The sequence below is a fragment of the Xenorhabdus vietnamensis genome (genome assembly GCF_002127535.1).
Taxonomy (GTDB): Bacteria; Pseudomonadota; Gammaproteobacteria; order Enterobacterales; family Enterobacteriaceae; genus Xenorhabdus; species Xenorhabdus vietnamensis.
The window spans coordinates 18324-37917 of the sequence record NZ_MUBJ01000029.1 but is presented as its reverse complement, the minus strand read 5'-3'; the positions used below and the strand labels follow the sequence as shown (position 1 = coordinate 37917).

Here is a 19594-nt window from a genome sequence, read left to right as displayed (position 1 = left end):
TGTCTCATTCCGACAGTGTTTGTCACGTAAAAAATAAGGAGTTTATACCTCAATTTTCTCCAGCGGCAGGATATGACGGAAAACAAGTGATTTCCGTCATAGGGAAAAGGCTTAGCGTGTGTCATTGCAGAAATGACCACAGAACCCCTTGTACGTCGATGATCGGGTATCTGATCTGACACCGTTTGGTGAAGTACGTCAGCAAGCTTGGGCAATTATGCCAAGAGACGCGGTGCAAAATACGGCACGGCGTATGCGCGATAAACCACTGAAAAAACTGGCACTGCACTGGCAATCAGTAGACAAATTGGCTGTGCGTGTTCGCCGCCATTTGCGTCCGCTGTATACCGGTCTGGATTTTGCCTGTATTGATCCTGCCAGTCCATGGCTTAAAGCGCTCATCTGGGCTAAAGATATCTTCAGCAAAAAACAGCGTTTTTCACAGCGGCAGCTGGCTGAATGTCCGCTGGCAACATTACCAAAGCGACTACGCCCGTACCTGCTGATATTTGACGAGGACGGCAATCCGGCTCATTTGCACGCCGACCGCTATGAATTCTGGCTATACCGTCAGATAAGAAAACGGTTTCAGTCAGGCGAATTTTACCTTGATGACAGCCTGCAACACCGCCATCTTTCCGACGAGCTGGTTTCAAATGAAGAAAAGCGCGATGTTCTGGCGCAAATGGAGATCCCTTTCCTACAGCAACCTATTGATGTTTTGCTGGATACCCTGTCATCTGAATTACATCAGCAATGGCAGGTTTTCAATCGCGAACTGAAACAAGGCCAGCTTAAACATCTGGAATACGACAAGGACACACAGAAATTACATTGGCGCAAACCCAAGGCGGATAATCGAAAACCCCAGGAGCAAACATTTTATGCCCGGCTGCCGTTCTGCGATATTGCCGATGTACTCAGCTTCGTGAATGAACAGTGTCATTTTCTGTCGGTGATGAAACCTTTACAGCCACGTTATGCGAAAAAACAGGCCGAAACTGACAGTTTGATGGCGGTCATCATTGCTCAGGCCATGAACCACGGTAATCAGGTGATGGCACGAACCAGTGATATTCCCTACCACATTCTGGAAAATACTTATCAGCAGTATCTGCGTCAGGCGACATTACAGGCCGCCAATGATTGTATCAGCAATGCGATTGCCACACTGCCGATCTTTCCGCATTATTCGTTTGATCTTGACGTCTTGTACGGTGCGGTCGATGGACAGAAACTCGGGATTGATCATCCGACTGTGAAAGCCCGCCACTCACGTAAATATTTTGGACGAGGCAAAGGTGTGGTCGCTTACACCCTGTTGTGTAACCATATCCCTCTCAACGGCTATCTGATAGGCACAAACGAATATGAGGCTTACCATGTCTTTGATATCTGGTATCGCAACACCTCGAATATCGTGCCAACCGCTATCACCGGTGATATGCACAGTGTTAATAAGGCTAACTTCGCGATCCTTCACTGGTTCGGCCTGCGTTTTGAACCTCGTTTCACCAGTCTGAATGCGCAACTCCAGATGTTGTATTGTGCTGACGATCCGGGAATGTACAAAAAATGCCTGATTCAACCCATTGGCCAAATTGACCGACAACTTATTATCCGCGAAAAAGCCAATATTGACCAGATTGTTGCCACGTTAGGGTTGAAAGAAATGACCCAAGGTCTGCTTATTCGTAAGCTGTGTACTTATACGGCACCCAATCCAACGCGACGCGCTATCTTTGAGTATGATCGGTTGATACGCAGCCTCTACACATTGCGTTACCTGCGTGATCCGCAGTTAGAACGGAACGTACACCGCTCACAGAACCGGCTTGAATCTTATCATCAACTCCGTTCAGCTATCGCACAGGTCGGCGGCAAAAAGGAACTCACCGGACGAACCGACATTGAAACGGAAATCAGTAATCAGTGTGGGCGATTGGTTGCTAACGTAATCATCTACTATAACTCCGCGATTTTATCCCGGTTACTGAATAAACCAGAGGTATCAGACAGCATCAAGACACGGGCATTGATAACTCAAATGTCCCCTGTCGCCTGGCAGCATATTTTGCTGAATGGGCATTATACCTTCCAAAACGAAGGTAAAATTATTGACCTTGATGCGCTTATCGCAGGGCTGAATTTCGGCTGACGGAATTTTCGGCGGTTCCGGCTTACAACCCCAAAATAATCGCAGCCGTGGCCTAGAGCAGACGTTTAACCGTTTAAACCACGGGTTTGCCGGGGACGGCGAGCGCGCCAGTGAATCTCTTGTCTGATAACTTTGTCGGATACTCTTCATCGGTTTATTTCCCCAGCCGTCGGCGCAATGTGGTGGATAGTTCATCTACAAACGGAGGTTGCAGCATGGTCAGATGACTGCCCTGTGCAGGAAGCAGCGTCACAGTGCCCGACGAGACGTCGTCCCAGCCGCGGTATTTCCCTTGCGCGGAATAGATACTATTCTTGATTGCATAATAGTCGATGTCGATATCGGCGGCCGTCAAGCGGGTGTCATACTTGGAGTGTTTAATATCGATAAGATAATCCAGATAACGGCCAGCCATTTCATCCGTAATGCCTTCGGGCCGAATCTTGCCGATCGCGATCTGCTCCAGCAGGTAAGTCTTGCGGCTGGCTGGCGTTAACGACGCCAGCAATGCGCTATCCAGCGATAACCCGTCAGCGCTGAAATCGTTGACCAGCGCCTCCCAGGCAAGACATTCCCTTTCATCTTCTGAAGCGATGATAGGCAGTTCCGAGTCAAAAACACCCAGATAATCCACCTGATAGCCTCGACAATGCAGGTGGACGGCCATCTGCCAGGCGATACTGCCACCGAGCGACCATCCCAGAATACGGTAGCTCCCCGTCGGCTGCTGACGCAGTATGACGTCGACATAGTGGTTCGCCAGGTTGTCGATGGTGCTGGGCTCGACGTCGCCGAAGATAGCTGGAGCCTGTAGACCATAACACTGTGCATAATCCGACAACTGCCCCGCCAGGGCGGAATAGCAGGTAGCAATACCGCCTTCAGGGTGCACGCAGAATACCTTGCGCGGGCTTGATGAGTGATTGAGCTTCACGAGGACGGAGGATTCGGGAACGCTTATCGCCCGTAAATCAAGCGGCTGACGGGCATGGATCTCCAGTTCATTAATGCTCTGATGCCGAAAGAGATCTTCAAGTGTGAACGTGAAACCGCCGCTTTTCATCTCATTAAACAACCTGAACATCGTCAGGGAATTTCCGCCCAAGCTGAAAAAATTATCATAGATGCCAACCTGCTTGATATCCAATATATTTTCCCAGATTTTACAGAGCTGTCTTTCCCGATCGCTTCGCCCAGCGACGTAATGCGTATGGGAAGTCATCACCTGCGTGATATCAGGAAGCGTGTTACGATCCACCTTACCGTTAGGTGTCAGCGGCAGCGCATCGAGAAATAGGTACTGATGCGGTACCATATAATCAGGAAGCCGTTGCGATATGCCTTCTCTGAGCGATTGGATCAGCCACTCCTCGTCAAGGTCGGCGCGCTGACGCGCCTCTAGCGTCAATACGACGCAGGCGATCAGCATCCCATCATAACGTGCGCTGAGCCTGACCACCGTATCGCTGACCCATTCCTGCAAAAGCAAAGCACTTTCGATTTCCCCCAGCTCGACGCGGTATCCACGGATTTTTACCTGACTGTCGCTGCGCCCAAGTACCGTAATTTCCCCTTGTACATTCCATTTGGCGATATCGCCAGTCCGATAGATACGGGCCTCCCCCTCCGGCACAAACGGATCGGATGTAAAACGCTCAGCCGTCAGATCGGGGCGTTTGTAATAACCGCGCGACAGGCCATCGCCGCCGATGTACAACTCGCCGGCGACACCGGCTGGCGACAGCTGTTGCTGTTCGTTCAGTATATACAAGGCCGTATTGGCGACCGGCTGACCGATAACGATCTCGCGGTCTGCAGCACGGATTTGTCCCGCTGTCGACCAGATCGTTGTTTCCGTTGGCCCATACATATTCCAGAATGCCCCCATATTGTCACACAGCGCCCCAGCCAGCTCACGGCTAATGGCTTCGCCGCCGCATAACACTTTGAGATACCGATGTTTCCGCCAGAAAGGGCTTTGCTGCAACAGCTTCCAGGTGGCCGGCGTCGCCTGCATGACGGTAATCTGATGTTTTAACAACATTTCACTCAGAATATCAGCGTTACGGCTATCCTGTTCCGGACAGATAACGACCTGTCCACCGTAGCTCAAGGGCAAAAAGAGTTCCAATACGGAAATATCAAAGCTTATCGGCGTCACCGCCAGCAGGCGATCCTGATGGCTGAATCCCGGTGACCGCGCCATCGAGCGGAGGAAATTGACGACCGAACGATGCTCGATCATGACCCCTTTCGGGGTGCCGGTAGAGCCAGAGGTATAGATGATGTAAGCCAGATTGCCGGGAGAACACGGGGCCGGATTCGGATAACGATCGGCTTCAGATTCTGCGATGAGCAATGATTCATCCAGTATCAGCACCTCATTCTCCGGGCCGGCCGGCAAACGCGCGGCAAGCGGCGGCGTGGTAAGCACCAGTCTGATGCCGGAATGAGACAGCATATAGGCGATACGCTGCTCCGGATAGCCGGGATCAAGCGGCAAATAGGCCGCTCCCGCCTTCAGAATCCCCAGCAGACACACCAGCATATCGGCGCTGCGCCGGCAGTACAAACCGATGACCGTATCAGGGGTGATGGTGTGCTGTTGCTGTAGCTGGCGTGCCAAGAAATTGGCTGATGCATTCAACTGCCGGTAGCTGATGCGCCGATTATCGAAAACCGCCGCCACCGCGTCCGGCGAACGCAGGCATTGCGCCTCGAACAGTTGGTGCAGGCAAACATCGAGCGGTTCGTCCGGACCGGACCGGCCGATTCGCAATATATCGGCGGCCGCCTGCGAAGACAGCAGCGGCAACGCTTCGACACCGCAATCTGGCTCAGTCAAAACCGCACGGATCAACGTCTGATAGCTATCCAGCATCCCTTCCATAACGTAGCGTTCGAACAGATTCGGGTTATACAGCCAATCGATCTGAAGACCGCACTCGGTTTCCGTCGCGCTGACGTCCAGATCCATCTTGAGCAACGCAGTCTGATTTTCCAGCCGCGTTAATGTAACGTCGGGAAGAACGGCCGCCTCCTCCTCATTGTTCTGCAAGGTGAACAGGATTTGAAACAGCGGGTTGCACTGGTAAGCCCGTAGCGGATTGAGCTGCTCCACCAGCATATCGAACGGCACGCGCTGATGTTCATATGCCTCGATGATATTCAGTTTATTGTGCTTGAGCAGGGTCAGAAACGACGCATCGGGAGCGATCCGCGTTCTGACCAGCAGCGTATTGACGAAACAGCCTATATTATCGAAAAAGCGTTTGTCTTCACGGCCGGAAATAGGAAAGCCGACGATGACATCGCGATCGTTGCTATATCGTGAAACCAGCAGAGCAAAGACGGTCTGCAAAAAGATGAACAGCGTGACGTTATGACGCTGGCAGAACGCCGCGATGCCGTCGCACAGCAGCGGTTCGAGCCTTAACGTCAGTTTCTCCCCCAACGACGCTTTTTTATCTCTGCCTCCCAGAATAGCCGGCAGGCTATGGCACAACGGCAAAGCGGCCAATTTTTCGCGCCAATAATTCATGGATCGCCGCATGTCATGCGAGGAAAAATAGCGCCTCTGCCAGCTTGTGTAGTCCGCATACTGATACCGTAACGGCGCGGGCAGCTGCGCATTCCCGCCGGCCAGACAGCGGTATAATAGGCAAAAATCTCTGACCAGCACACCCATCGACCAACCGTCGGAGACAATATGCGGCAGGGTAAACAACAGGACGGCATGTTCCGGCTCCCGTTGCAGCAAGGTGGTTCGTAGCGGGATGTCCCGCTGCAAATCAAAGGCACGCAGCGCTTCCGCCCGGCTCCGCAGCCAAACCTGTTCCTCCAGCTCATGGCCGGAGTAATCGCTCAGATCCTGATAAGCTATCTCCGGGTAACGATCGCGATGAACATGCGCCCGGATCCGCTCATTTTCGGCCTGAAAGGTGGTTCTTAATACCTCATGGCGTTCAACCAGCGCCCGGATTGCGCCTTCAAAAGCCCGACGGTCCCATTTCCCTTTAATATCAATCTGGTTTGGCATGTTGTAAGCGCTGGACTGCGGATCCATTTGATGCAGCAGAAATAGGCGTTGCTGCGCATAGGACAGTACTGACCGCTCCTCATCCATAACGGGAACCGACTCATCGTCGCGCCCGTCGCGCTGCTCCGATAGCAGCGCGATCAGCGCTGATTTGTGCTCTTTGACGCTGGCGATAAACTGCGCATCGGCGATCTTTTCCGACGACTTCAGCTTCAAACGATCGTTCTCTACCGAGATTTTGATTCGATGCGTATTGCAAAAATGCAATATCTCAATGATATCCATCACATTAAAACTCCATCTCAATGCCGGCGTCATCGCCATCGTCCGCGACAGCCTCAGCGTTGCCGGCTAGCGCCCGAAACAATTCGGCCTTACGCGCCCAGTAGTCAGGGGTCGGGTGTATGAACAGTTCTTTAACGCCAGCTTGCATACCCAGCGTTTTATTCATGTCGTTTACCAGACGCATCGCCATGAGCGAATGACCGCCGACGTTGAAAAAATTGTCGTCCATGCTGATGGCGTCGATATTGAGGTGCTCCTGCCACAGCGCAGCGACCTGATGATCCAGCGGCGTTACTGGTGGAGCGGTTTGCACGGCAACGGGAATATGCAGCCGATAATCCGGCAACGATTTGCGATCGATCTTGCCGTTCGACAAGTGCGGCAGCGCGGCCAGCAGGACAAAATGCGCAGGCACCATGTATTGCGGCAGATTCGCCATCAGCAGCGAGGTCAACGCATCGACGATAGCACCGTACTGCGCGGCGAGTTCGGCTTCGCTGCTATTCTTCAGACTGATATAGGCTATCAGTTGCTTGTCATCCTGGCCGTTGTCCACCACGGCAATCACAACCTCATTGAGGTCAGGATAGCGCCGCAGAATGGCTTCGATTTCACCCAGCTCGATGCGGAATCCGCGAATCTTCACCTGATGGTCAACGCGACCCAGAAATTCAATATTTCCATCTTTCTGATAGCGGGCCAGATCGCCTGTGCGATACATGCGGGAATAGCCATCGTCGAACGGGTTGTCGATAAACGCATCCGCCGTTTTTTGCGGGTTGTTGATATAGCCGGGACCTACGCCGATACCGGAAACGTAAAGTTCACCCATGGTTCCCAACGGCACCATTTTTCTCCGGCAGTCGAGGATATACATCCGCATGTTAACCACCGGCCTGCCAATCGGCATATTCACGACGCCCTGCGCCGGCGGCGTCACGATCGGATAGTGCGTAATATCGTCGGAACATTCCGTCGGACCGTAGGCGTTCAGGATCGGCACCTGCGGGAACAGGGTCAGCCACTGCCTTGTCAGCTGTGGCGGCAAGGCTTCGCCGGTCGGCACCAGCCAGCGCAACCGGGCCAGCTGATGGCGGATTTTCGGCGTCTCCTCCAGTTGATTGATCACCTCTTTCAGCAGCGAAGGCACCAGCTCCAGAATCGTGATGCCCTGCTCGGCCACGGTGGCAATCAGGCGGCCCGCATCCAGCGAAATGTCATCCGGACAGAGGCAAACGCAGCCGCCGAACGCCAGCGGAGACAGGAACTGCCAGATAGAAATATCGAAGCACTGGGAAGCATTCTGGGCCACGATATCCTCCGCCGTCAGCGATAAATCGCGCATCTTGGCGTAGATATGGTTGATGAGCCCGATATGCTCCACCATTGCTCCTTTCGGCGTACCCGTGGAGCCCGAGGTAAAAATGATGTAGGCCAAATCATTGAGATCGTAACTGACGCCGGACTGTAGTTGCGTCGATTCATGCGATTGAAGATCGTCGATCAGAAGAATCCCGGGGAAAGACGGCGCCCCGTCGGCTATCACACGCAGCGAGACCAAATGGTTCGATTCCGTGACCACCATGCGGCTGTCGCACTGCGCCAAAATGGTTCTGACACGATCGCCGGGGTGATTTACGTCCAGCGGCAGGTAGACGGCACCGGCTTTGAAGATCCCCAACATGACAGTCAGGAAATTGATGCTGCGATCGGCATAGAGCGCGATGACGTCGCCGCGGTTCACCCCCTGCTGTTGCAACGCGCTGGCGATCCGGTTCGCCTCTTCCGACAGCTGCCGATAGCTACGCCGCTGCGAACCATCAATAACGGCGATGCGATCCGGCGTCGTCGCCGCTTGCTGGTCGAGCAGTTGATGAATGCCCATAGCGCACGGCAACGCGTAGCGGGTATCGTTCCAGCGATGCATGATATTGTGATGCTGCTCTGCGGTCAGCAGCGACAAATCCAGCCAGTTGGCATCGCTGTCGGTGGCCATCGCGTTCAGCACCTGCTGATAGTAATGACGGATAATGTCCACCTCGTCGCGGCCGATGCGACTCGAATTATAATGCAGGCTAAGCGCCACCTGCCCTTGCTGCGTATCCCGGCTGAACTCGGCGCGCAACGGGTACTCCGTTTCCAATACCGAATCCAAATGCGCCAGCGCCTGACCGTGCCGGGCCATCGTGTCCTGACTAACGTGGAAATGCACATAGTTGAAGACCACGTCGAACAACTCGCCGATACCGTTGTCCAGCCGCATTTGCGCCATGGGATAATGGCGATAGGGCATCAGCGCGATTTCCTCATCAAACACCTGACGCACCAGATCTTTCCAGGTGCCCGGCAACAGCGCCAGTCGGAATGGCAGCGTGTTTAAAAACAGCCCCAGCGTACGCTCAGAATCGGACATTTCCGGCCGGCCGTTCTGCTCCAGCCCGGAGACCACATGGTATTGGCCGCCGATAAAGGCGAGTACGCGCATATGGGCCGCCAGCAGGACGACTTTAACCGGGACGCCCATTTGCGCCGCCAGACCCAGCACTCCGTCAGAGACGCTGGGAGCAAGTTCAACATCCGCATAACAAATCGTATTGTCTGAATCCGCACCGCAAAACGGCAGTGGCGTGAAGGTAAAATCAGCCAGTTTATCGCGCCAGTAGTCACGATCTTGCTGACGCGACAGAGCGGCCATTTCCAATGCGACATACTGCCGGAATGGCAGTACCGGCAATCGATATTTCTCAGCCAGAGGCTGCCCCTGCTGGAGAGCGAAATAGCGTTCGAAGATCTCGGAAGACAAGGCGTTGATGCTCCAGCCGTCCAGCATGGAATCATGAAAACTGAGCATGAACTGATAGCGGTCCTTCGAGAGCTGATGAATAAAGTAACGGATTAACGGTGCCGTCCAGTCAAATTCGTGCCGTTTTTCCTGGGCCAGAAAATCATCCAGCGCTCGCTGCTGCTGTGACGGCGACAGCGCGCTCAAATCCACCCGTTCCAGTCCGTTGCACTGCCCTGCGCGTACAATCTGCAACGGTTCACTGAACGTCGACCAGTCAAAACAGGTACGCAGTATCGAATGCCGCTGCTGCACTTCACTCAACGCCTGCGAAAACGCGGGATAATCAAAGGAATCGCTCACAGTATAAATCACGATATCGTGATACATCGCACTGCCTGACGCGAGCTGGCTTTCCAGCACCAATCCTTTTTGCAGCATCGTTAGCGGGTAGGCCTCCTGAATATCTTCAGGTAGCCGCTGCCGATCTTCATCGCTCAACAGCGCCGTCGGGCCGACCAATATCGCGTCGCCCTGCGCCTGCTGCTGAGACTCCAGATATTCCGCCAACCGATCTACCTGGGGATATTTGTAAACATCCTGAATGCTAATGCGCATACCTCTGGCCCGACATTCGGCCACCAGCGCGATACTGCGGATGGAATCGCCGCCCAGCGCAAAGAAATTATCCCGCACGCTAATTCTCTGCGCCTCGAGCACGCGGGCAAAAATCTGCACCAGCGCCCGTTCCATAGGTGTCGACGCGCTGACAAACTCGGCGGCAGCCGGGATATCGTCAATGGCTATCGCCGCCAGCGCCTTGCGATCCGCTTTGCCGTTTAGCGACAGCGGAATGCTGTCCAGTTCAACAAAATAGGCAGGGATCATGTATTCGTTAAGCCGCATGCGCAGAAATGCACGCAGCGCGTCGACATCGCCGACGCCAGCGACAAACGCCACCAGTTGCCTGGCGTGGTGTTGCGACTTAACCAGTACAACGCCGTGTGCTCCGGGCTGGAACTCGGCGATCTGATGTTCTATTTCCTGAAGCTCAATGCGGAATCCCTTAATCTTGACCTGATCGTCGATACGGCCCAGATATTCGATTTCCCCCTGCGGGTGATACACCGCGAGATCGCCGCTCTGATAAACACGTTCTTCGTTAAACAGCGGATCGGAAATCAGGAAGAATTTCTCGCGGGTAAGATCGTCACGATTGCGATAGCCACGCGCCAGCCCTACCCCGGAGATATATAGTTCACCAGGGCAGCCCTGCGGCATCGGCTTTCTCTCGTCATTAAGAATATAGATCCGGAGGTTATCGATCGGGTAGCCAATCGGCACCGTCCTGGCTTGGGTAATATTTCGCGTATCCCAATAGGTGACGTCGATCGCCGCCTCCGTCGGGCCATACAGGTTGTGCAACCGCGTTTCAGGCAGCATCTGGTGAAATGCCTCGACCATATCCACCGAGAGCGCTTCGCCGCTGCATATCACATGCCGTAGTGTGCTACAACGACGGCATTCGCCGATACTTAGAAATGCCCGCAGCATAGAAGGCACGAAATGTATAATGGTTACACTTCGCGAGACGATCAGATCCACCAGATAGTCCGGGTCTTTGTGGCCGTGCGGTTTAGCGATAACCAACGACGCGCCATGCGTCAACGGCCAGATGAATTCCCACACCGAGACGTCAAAGCTGTATGGCGTTTTTTGCAGAACCACATCATCGCCAGTAAGCGGATAGGCTTTGTTCATCCAGCCGATACGGTTGACCAGCGCGGCATGTTCCACCATCACGCCCTTGGGCGCACCGGTAGACCCCGACGTGTGGATAACATAGGCCAGATGCCGCGGCGTCAGGCCCAGACTGGCCTTATCGATATTTTCGGCGCAATAGCCCCGCAACATCAGAACCCTGTCGGCATCATCTATAATAAATTGCCCGCTATCCGCCAGATTAAGTTTCGGCGCGACTTCAGCCGAGGTAATAACCAGGGATATCTCAGCCGAGGCGATCATCGCCTGCAAACGTTGAGCCGGCGCTTCCGGATCCAGCGGCACATATGCAGCCCCGGCTTTAAGAGCGCCGTAAATAGCGACGACCATGTCCAGCGAACGCTCAAGGCACAGCCCGACCAGATTATCCGCTCCGATGCCTTGCTCCACCAACCAGCAGGCCAGCCGATTAGCGCGCTGATTAAGCTGCCGGTAAGTCAGCGTTTCATCAGCGAATGTCAGCGCCACTTTCTCCGGATGATTGTTTACGTGCGCTTCAAACAGTTCGTGAATACACAGACCGGGATGAAACCATTCAGGCGGGCGTTGCATATGCTGCCGCAGGCGTAAATATTCGTCATCCCCCAGAATGGCGTAGTAATCGGCGGCCAGCTCCGGCTGGAGAACCAACTGCCGCAACAGGATAGAGTAGTACTGCGCGATACGCTGTGAAAATGCGGGATCAAACACCGCACTATCCAGCTCAAGCAGCAACTCATAGCGCCGGGTGGCGACGTTCCTAGAAAATTGCGAGGCAAACGCATAGTTGGTTTCTGTAAACGACTGTTCCTTGATGAGTTTTACCGAGTCAGCCAGCTCTCTGTAAGTATGAAAGTGGGTAAAGTTGAACAGCGATGACGAAAAATCCAGCGATGTGTCCTTCTGAATATTCGCCAGCGGGTAATGGCAATAATCCGCCATTGCCGCCAGTTGCCGCCGCACGTTGTCAATCAATTGGCTCCATGGTATGTCGGCATCCAGTGTCATGCGCAGTGGCACCGAATTGAGGAACAGCCCCAGCGCGCTATCGCCCCCCGCGATAGCTGGCCGCTGATGAGTTACTATCGACGTCACGACATCTTTTTTACCGTTTAGAAATGCCAGCATAAAAAGATGCGCTGTCAGAAACAGAGTAGATTCAGGCACCTGTAACCGGCGCGCAAGCTGAACGAGCGCACCGCCGACGTCATCATCTATCTCCACCGGTTGCAGCAGAATTTTCCCCCGTTCGCTATGGTGCCACCAGGGTGGCGTAGCGCCATCCAGCGTCCGCCGCCAGTAATCTTTTGCCACCACGGATTGCGCAGCGGCCATTTCACCCGCGACATAGCGGCTGTAAGGCAACCCTTTGGCCACCGCGCCGGGTTTATGCAGCAATGCTCCACGATACAGTTTAAACAGTTCACTATTGAACGATGCGACGCTCCAGCCATCCATAATCGCATGGTGGCAAGTCAGGGTGTAATTGATCGCTTCATCACTCAGAACATGAACAGTGACTTTCCACAAGCGGGAGTCGTAATCGAACGCGCGGTATTTTTCCTCTTCCATCCATGCGTCAATCGCCAGTTGCGCCTGTTCTGCCGGCACGTTACGCAAATCAAAATACTCCAGTTCCGGCTCTACTTCCGCCTCCACCACTTGCAACATAGCGTCGCCGTTCAGCACAAATCGGGTACGCAGAATATCGTGCTGTCCGACCAGCATGCTCAATGCCGCGAGAAAGGTGGGCTGGTGCCATGCGATGGCCAGTTGCAGCCCCATCACATCGTGATAGGTCGCTTTATCACCGTCACGCTGATTGTGGAAAACCATGCCTTTCTGCAACTGAGTCAACGGATAGGCATCCTGCAAGAACCCGGAGCCATGCAGTCCGTCCAGCACCGCTTTTTCCCGTTCACTGAGCAGCGTAAACGGCGCAGGCCGCTCGTCGTCCACCAGCGTACCCCGTTGCTGTTCCATATACTCCGACAGCCGGGCAATCGTCTGGTGCACAAACACATCTTTGGCGGAAAGTGCGATACCGGCGTCTTTAGCCTCAGCCACCATGCCAATAACGAGAATCGAGTCGCCGCCGAGGGCAAAGAAATTATCGTCAACACCTACCCGAGATACGTTCAGAGCGCGCTGCCAGATTTCACACATCTGCCGTTGCAGCGCGGTGTTCGGCGCAACAAAACTGTTCTCGAAGAGCACGCTGAAATCCGGTTTTGCCAGCAAGTGACGGTCTACCTTACCGTTGATCGTCAGAGGAATGCTTTGTGTGCCGATGAACAACGATGGGATCATGTATTCGGCCAGTGTCGTGCTCAGATGCTGTCTCAGCACCTGCTGTAGCTGGCTGTTGCTCTGCCCGCTCTCCACCACCACATACGCCACCAACTGCGGTCCGTGTTCTTCCGGCTCATAGACGATGACTACGGCTTCGCGCACCTGCGGATGCTGTAGCAAAGCAAATTCGATTTCGCCGGTTTCGATCCGGAAACCGCGGATTTTTACCTGTTGATCGCAGCGGCCATGATAACGGAACTCACCCGAAGGCAAGCGGCAGGCCAAATCGCCAGTACGATAGAGCCGCTCCTGTGGGTTGAACGGGTTGAGAATAAACCGTTCGGCAGTGATTTCCGGCCGGTTCAAGTATCCCTTAGCAAGACCTCCGCCGGCGACGAACAGTTCAGCGACCACGCCATCCGGCACCGGCTGTAATGAAGCATCGAGCAGGTAGAGAGAAAGATCGTCCAGCGGCTTACCAATCAGGCTGCCGCGGCCGGACACTATCTCTTCACAGGTCAGGGGCTTGCAGGTTACGTGCACGGTGGTTTCCGTAATGCCGTACATGTTAATTAACTGAGGTTGCCGATCGCCATGACGCTGCAACCAGGGACGCAAACTCATCAGATTCAGCGCTTCGCCGCCAAAGATGACATAGCGTAACGCCAGATTGCGCGGCTGCCTTCGGTCGGCTGCGATGAACTGATTAAAAGCGGTTGGCGTTTGGTTAAGTACGGTCACTCCCTTGCTAGCCGCCAGTTCGTAAAACGCATCCGGATCTCTGCTCTGTTCCCGGCTGACCAGTACCAGTTTTCCGCCAAATAGCAGCGCACCCCAGATTTCCCATACGGAAAAATCAAAGGCGAAAGAGTGGAACAGCGTCCAGATATCCTGTTGATGGAAACCGAACTGCCGCTCCGTGGCGGAAAACAGTCTCGCGACATTACCATGCGTGATTTCCACACCTTTCGGTTTACCGGTCGATCCCGATGTGTAAATAACATAGGCCAGATCGTCCGGTCTGATAGCCGCCGGCGTAAATGTCGCCGGCGGTATCTGTTCGTCGAGTGTGATGAGCAGGTGATGTGTACATTCGGCCGGCGCCAGTTCTCGGGTCTGCTCCGTGACCAGACAAGCATCGGCGCAGGCATCCTGCGCAATGTAGCGAGTACGGGCTTCAGGGCTGGCAGGATCGATTGGAATATAGGCGCAACCCGCCTTCAGCACCGCCAGAATGCCGATAATCATCTCAAACGAAGGCTCCGCCACGATGGCGATCCGAGACTGAGGCTGAATGCCTGCGTCTGTAATACGCCCTGCCAGATGCTCCGCCGCCGCTTTCAGTTGCGCATAGCCAAGAGAATGCTCACCCAGCTCCAGCGCCGTCTTCTGCGGATATTTTTCAGCCTGACGATCGAATAGACGATCCAACGTCAGTTCGGGGGGATAACACTGGCGAGCGGCGCTGGTGGCGGCAATATTCGCCACAGCCTCGTCAGCATCGAGCAGCGCGATGGCACCGATGTTCTGTGCAGAATTGCGGCAGAGACTTTCCAGCACCCGGATAAAACTGCGGGACATATTTGCTATCGACGCAGGGTCGAAAAGATCGGTCGCGTATTCCCATTTGAGCGACAGGCCGTCGTGATGATGGCTGAGGGTCAGGACGATATCAAATTTGGCCGTATTGGTATGAATCTCCTCAATCTGGCACTGCAACTCGTTCAGATGAAGCAGTTCGTCCCGCTCATCCTGATAGACAAAAACTATCTGAAACAGTGGATTGTAACTCAGGCTGCGCTCAACCTTCATCGCGTCGACCAACTGTTCGAACGGGTACAGAGAGTGGGCGATACTCTGCTGAATCATTGAGCTGTTATCGATCAAGAATTGATCGAACGTATCGTGCGAACGAATTTCCGAGCGGATAACAAGAGTATTCACAAACAGGCCGATGAGTGCATTCAGTTCGCTACTCGTTCGGTTATTGACCGGCGTACCAACGACAATATCTACCGCGCCGCTATAGCGGTGCAGGAAAACGGCAAACATCGACTGTAGCACGGCAAAGATCGTCGTCTGGTTTTTCTCCGCGAGCTCACTCACCCGCTGGCTCAACCCCGCTGGCAAACGGTCGTGATGCAGTTTACCCGCGGCTGACAACGTCGCCGGCCGTATGTAGTCCAGCGGCAGATCGTGCAGCGTGGGTAGACCGCGCAGGCGCTCATGCCAGAAATCTTCCAGCCTGTCGCGGTGCGTATTCATCTGGACGCGTTGGAAATCCGCATAGTCAGCATACTGTAGCGGCAAAACCGATAACGGCGCCTCACCGGCATTGACGGCATGGTTATAGGCGGTACTCAGTTGCCGGCAAAAAATTGCCATCGACACATTGTCGAAGGCGATGTGGTGTAGCGTGATAAACAGGCGATGTTCCCTTTCCGCGACACTGGCCAACTTTACCCGCAGCGGAATATCGCAAGCCAGATCGAACTCCAGTTCAGCGCTTTCCTGCGCCAGTGCGGACAGACGCGCTTCTCGTTGCGAGGCAGAAAGCACGGCCAGGTCTTCTATCGCCAGCACGATATCCGCATCTGCATGAAGCACGCCATAGTAGCCCTGCTCGTCAAACCGATAGCTGGTACGCAACACCTCATGAGATTCCACCAACGTATTGATAGCGCGTATCAACGCGGCAATGTCCAGTCGCCCCGACAGCGTAATCAATGCGGTCATATTGTAGCTTTGCTTATGGGCGAAAATCGTATCCAGCACCAGCATCCTTTGCTGCTCAAATGTAACCGGTCTTCTTTCCTCCGCCGTACGGCCCTTCGCCGCAGGCGCGTCGGACTCCCTCACCAATACCGAGCGTTCGTAATTGACAAGCAGAGCGATAATTTCATCACGATATTCTACTATCTCAGCCTTCAGCGCAGAGCTTAATTCGCCCTGACTTTTAAAAGCCAGACGCCCCTCATTTAAATAAAGAAACACTCCTGACTCTTTCGCTTTATTGATAATGTTCATAGCACTCATAGGAATCCCTCGGTATTAAATTGAGACGGAATAGGGTTTTCGTGACAGGTAACGCGGTCGCGGATCAGGTCGATATTCATCGCCATCTCATGAACGGTGGGATAGTTAAAAATCAACTCCACGGGAATAGAAACGCCAAAGATATCTTTAATGACGGTGTTAAGCCGGATGGCCAGAAGCGAATCGCCACCCAGGCTAAAGAAACTGGTGTGAATATCCACTTCTTCCATCGACAATATTTCACACCACATTTTTTCCAGTTTGATTTCAACCGGGGTTACCGGTTTGAAAATAACGTCATCATAATTCACCGGTGTATTGATAATACGGTTGACATCAGTCTTCCCATTGGGAAGCAGAGGAAATTCCGGCTTAACAATGAATTGCGCCGGGATCATATAATCCGGTAAGGTTGAGCGAAGACTATTCTTGATCGTTTTAATCACTGTCGCCGGCGGGCTTTGTTGCGCCTTGGGGACGATATAAGCGACCAGCCGGCCTTGCTCTTGCTCATGATTCTGATAATTGACCAGAGCATTCTTTACTTCGTTAGTTTCCAGCAGAGCCGACTCTATTTCTAGCAACTCAACGCGATGCCCTCTTATTTTCAGCTGACTATCCTTTCTGCCAATATATTCTATATTTCCATCGTCACGTAAACGGACCAGATCTCCCGTGGCATAGCATCGCTCATTAACGTCAGGCATAAACTGTTTGTCGATAAATTTACTGGCGGTAAGCTCGTCGTCATTAATATAACGCCGTGCCAAACTCTCTCCGGCAATCAATAATTCGCCGATACTGCCGATCGGGTTCAGTTGCCCATGCCGGCCAACAATATACGTTCGATTTCCGGGAACGGCGCGCCCAATGGGAACTGTTACGCCGGTCGGCGGCGCATCCCGTTTCACTTCATAAAGTGTGCTGGTAATCACCGCTTCAGTCGGTCCGTAAGCATTAATCACTCTGTCCGCAAGGTTGGCGGCCAGACATCGACGCAATACCGCACTGTAAAAACACTCGTTGCCGACGACCAATAATCTGAGCAGCGCATGGGATCTGGTGACTGAATAAAGATTCAGAAATTCATTCACGTAAGACGCCGTCAGATCTGCGACGGTGATACGGCGCTGTTCAATAAATGAGACCAGACTATCGACATCGCTCATCCGCAAATCGGCAAAATACACCGACGCACCGCAGGTTAAGGGGACAAACAGCTGTTCCAGCGCCGCATCAAAACTGATCGACGCCGTTTGTAAACAGCGATCGGCGGCGTCAATGCGATAGCAGCGGTTGATATCGAGAATATGCCGAGCAAACGCACCATGGTCCACTTCGACGCCTTTCGGCTTCCCCGTCGAACCAGAGGTGTAGATGACGTACGCAGCGGCGTCCGGTACTAATGCCGCGGTATCAGGATGAAGATCCTGATATTGTTCTTCATCTTCATCGAACGGCGGGCGGCAAAGCGCAAACTCACGACAGCCGTGGCGAACTTCGTTTAGACGTTCATATCCAGCCGCCTGGGTATCCACCAGCAAAAAGCGGCTGCCTGACTGAGCGATCGCATACTGAATGCGTTCCGCGGGATAACGCAGGTCGACAGGAACGCAAACGGCGCCTGATTTCAGTATCGCCAGAATCCCTACCGTGGCATCGCATCCCGCATACGCGCAAAGCACAACCGGATCGCCTGTACTTACGCCTTGTTGCCGCAGATAACGGGCTAACCGATTAGCCTGCCGGTTAAGCTGGCGATAGTTCAGGCTTTGTCCTGAAGATTCAGCCAGCGCCACGTTATCGGGCGTCAGTGCCGCCTGACGTTCCACCAACTGATGCAGGAAAGCGGCCGGAGCCTCAGGCGAAAGCGCTGTTGGTTGATTGGCGGCGTACTGCTGAATCAACCGCAGTTCGGATTCGGGCAACACCGAGATCCGGCAAACATTCTCTGTAATAGCGCGGCAGCAAGTGTCGAAGAGGAACATCATTCGGTCCGCCAGCCGTTCCGACTCGACGGAGTTGAAATACCTGAAGTTGTAATCGAAATGAAATTCTATTTCCTGTTCGCTTCCTGACTCCCACAGCGTGATATTCAATGGCGTGTCGTCGTGATAGTGGCTCAAGTAAAACAATTCGGATGGCCGTTCGCCAAAAACCACGCCGCCGCTGACTTTGAGATAATTGAAACTGACATCGAAGACATTGCGTTGCCGGGTCGCCCCGGCCGCCAGCTGTGAAATGTGTCCGAGTGGGAAGCGATTATGGTTGATGCCTTGTTTCTGCCGCGCTTTAACCTGCATGGCAACGTCGAGAACGCGCATATCTGCCGTGATGTCCAAGTACAACGGCGTGATATTAGTGAATACGCCGATAACATTTTTTTGCTCTCTACCGCGGCGGTTGTGTACCGGAATACCGATAGCGACCTGATCGGCATTTTCACTTTCACTACGAAAGAAAGCGATGGCGATAGCCGCGGCGATCAGATGATAGAACGTGAGTCCGTGCTCTTTTGCTGCAAAAACCCATTGCTTGTAATCCTGACGGCTCATATGGCGGATTTTACGGCCGCTGGTTTTATCACGGCTTTCATGTTCAGCCACGGAGTGAACCGGCTTCAGGCTCATTGCCGCCGCGCCGTGCAAGCGTTCGGACCAGTATTGTTGATCCCTCAAATATTTTTCGCCGTGTAAATAGTTATTATCACTGTTGGCAATATCGCGCCAGCTCAGACCGGTCGGTGAATGTTCGCGGTTATAAATTTCGGCGAGGCGCTTAGTCCAGTTAATAAAACCGAAACCATCGTTGATGATGTGGTGGGCAATCCCTACATACCAGCTTTCAGATGCGTCCACTCTTATAAGCCAAGATGTAAATAATTCGCTATTCTCCAAATCAAAGGGTTTGGAAAACGCATGATTAACCCAATCCAGCGCTTTTTCTTTGCCCGCAGGATCGGTGGAGAAATCAACGATCGGCAACTGAGTATTCCGCTTAGAGGAGATCGATTGCATCGGCTGCCGGGCATCGCTAAATATTCGGATGCCGAAAGAATCATAGCGCTCAATAAGTGTCCTATGCGCTATAACCAAATTGTCGCTATCAATGTTGCGTAGTTTTATATATCCGCCGATATTAAATTTAGGGCTGGCAATCGTTTTAATTTGATCCAGATAGATATCCATCTGGGACAATGTCAGTTCAAATAAATCATTATTACATTCCATCTAAACACCCC

At 53.3% G+C, this 19594-nt stretch carries 3 protein-coding genes and 1 pseudogene; 1 reads left to right on the top strand and 3 read right to left on the bottom strand.

Translation table 11 applies throughout. The features are described from left to right. Positions 1-148: 148 nt before the first annotated feature. Positions 149-2158, top strand: a pseudogene (locus Xvie_RS18085) (Tn3 family transposase); the annotation flags it as partial. A gap of 154 nt (positions 2159-2312) precedes the next feature. On the opposite strand, the gene Xvie_RS18080 reads toward Xvie_RS18085, so the two are convergent. The 3 genes from Xvie_RS18080 to Xvie_RS18070 are packed head-to-tail and all read right to left on the bottom strand — an operon-like array spanning position 2313 to position 19583. Continuing rightward, positions 2313-6521, bottom strand: coding sequence for a non-ribosomal peptide synthetase (locus Xvie_RS18080; RefSeq protein WP_086110561.1), 4209 nt, complete (start codon positions 6519-6521; stop codon positions 2313-2315). Continuing rightward, complete coding sequence (locus tag Xvie_RS18075) at positions 6487-16353, bottom strand: non-ribosomal peptide synthetase (protein ID WP_086110560.1); 9867 nt, start codon at positions 16351-16353, stop codon at positions 6487-6489. The genes Xvie_RS18080 and Xvie_RS18075 overlap by 35 nt, the downstream gene beginning before the upstream one ends. Continuing rightward, positions 16350-19583: a non-ribosomal peptide synthetase gene (locus Xvie_RS18070; protein ID WP_086110559.1), complete on the bottom strand. Its 3234-nt coding sequence runs from the start codon at positions 19581-19583 to the stop codon at positions 16350-16352. Before Xvie_RS18070 ends, Xvie_RS18075 begins: the two co-directional genes overlap by 4 nt. Positions 19584-19594 lie beyond the last annotated feature (11 nt).

Coding starts and splice junctions, on each gene's coding strand:
- Xvie_RS18070 (WP_086110559.1), bottom strand. CDS start 19,583: ATGGAATGTAATAATGATTTATTTGAACTGACATTGTCCCAGATGGAT.
- Xvie_RS18080 (WP_086110561.1), bottom strand. CDS start 6,521: ATGGCGATGACGCCGGCATTGAGATGGAGTTTTAATGTGATGGATATC.
- Xvie_RS18075 (WP_086110560.1), bottom strand. CDS start 16,353: ATGAGTGCTATGAACATTATCAATAAAGCGAAAGAGTCAGGAGTGTTT.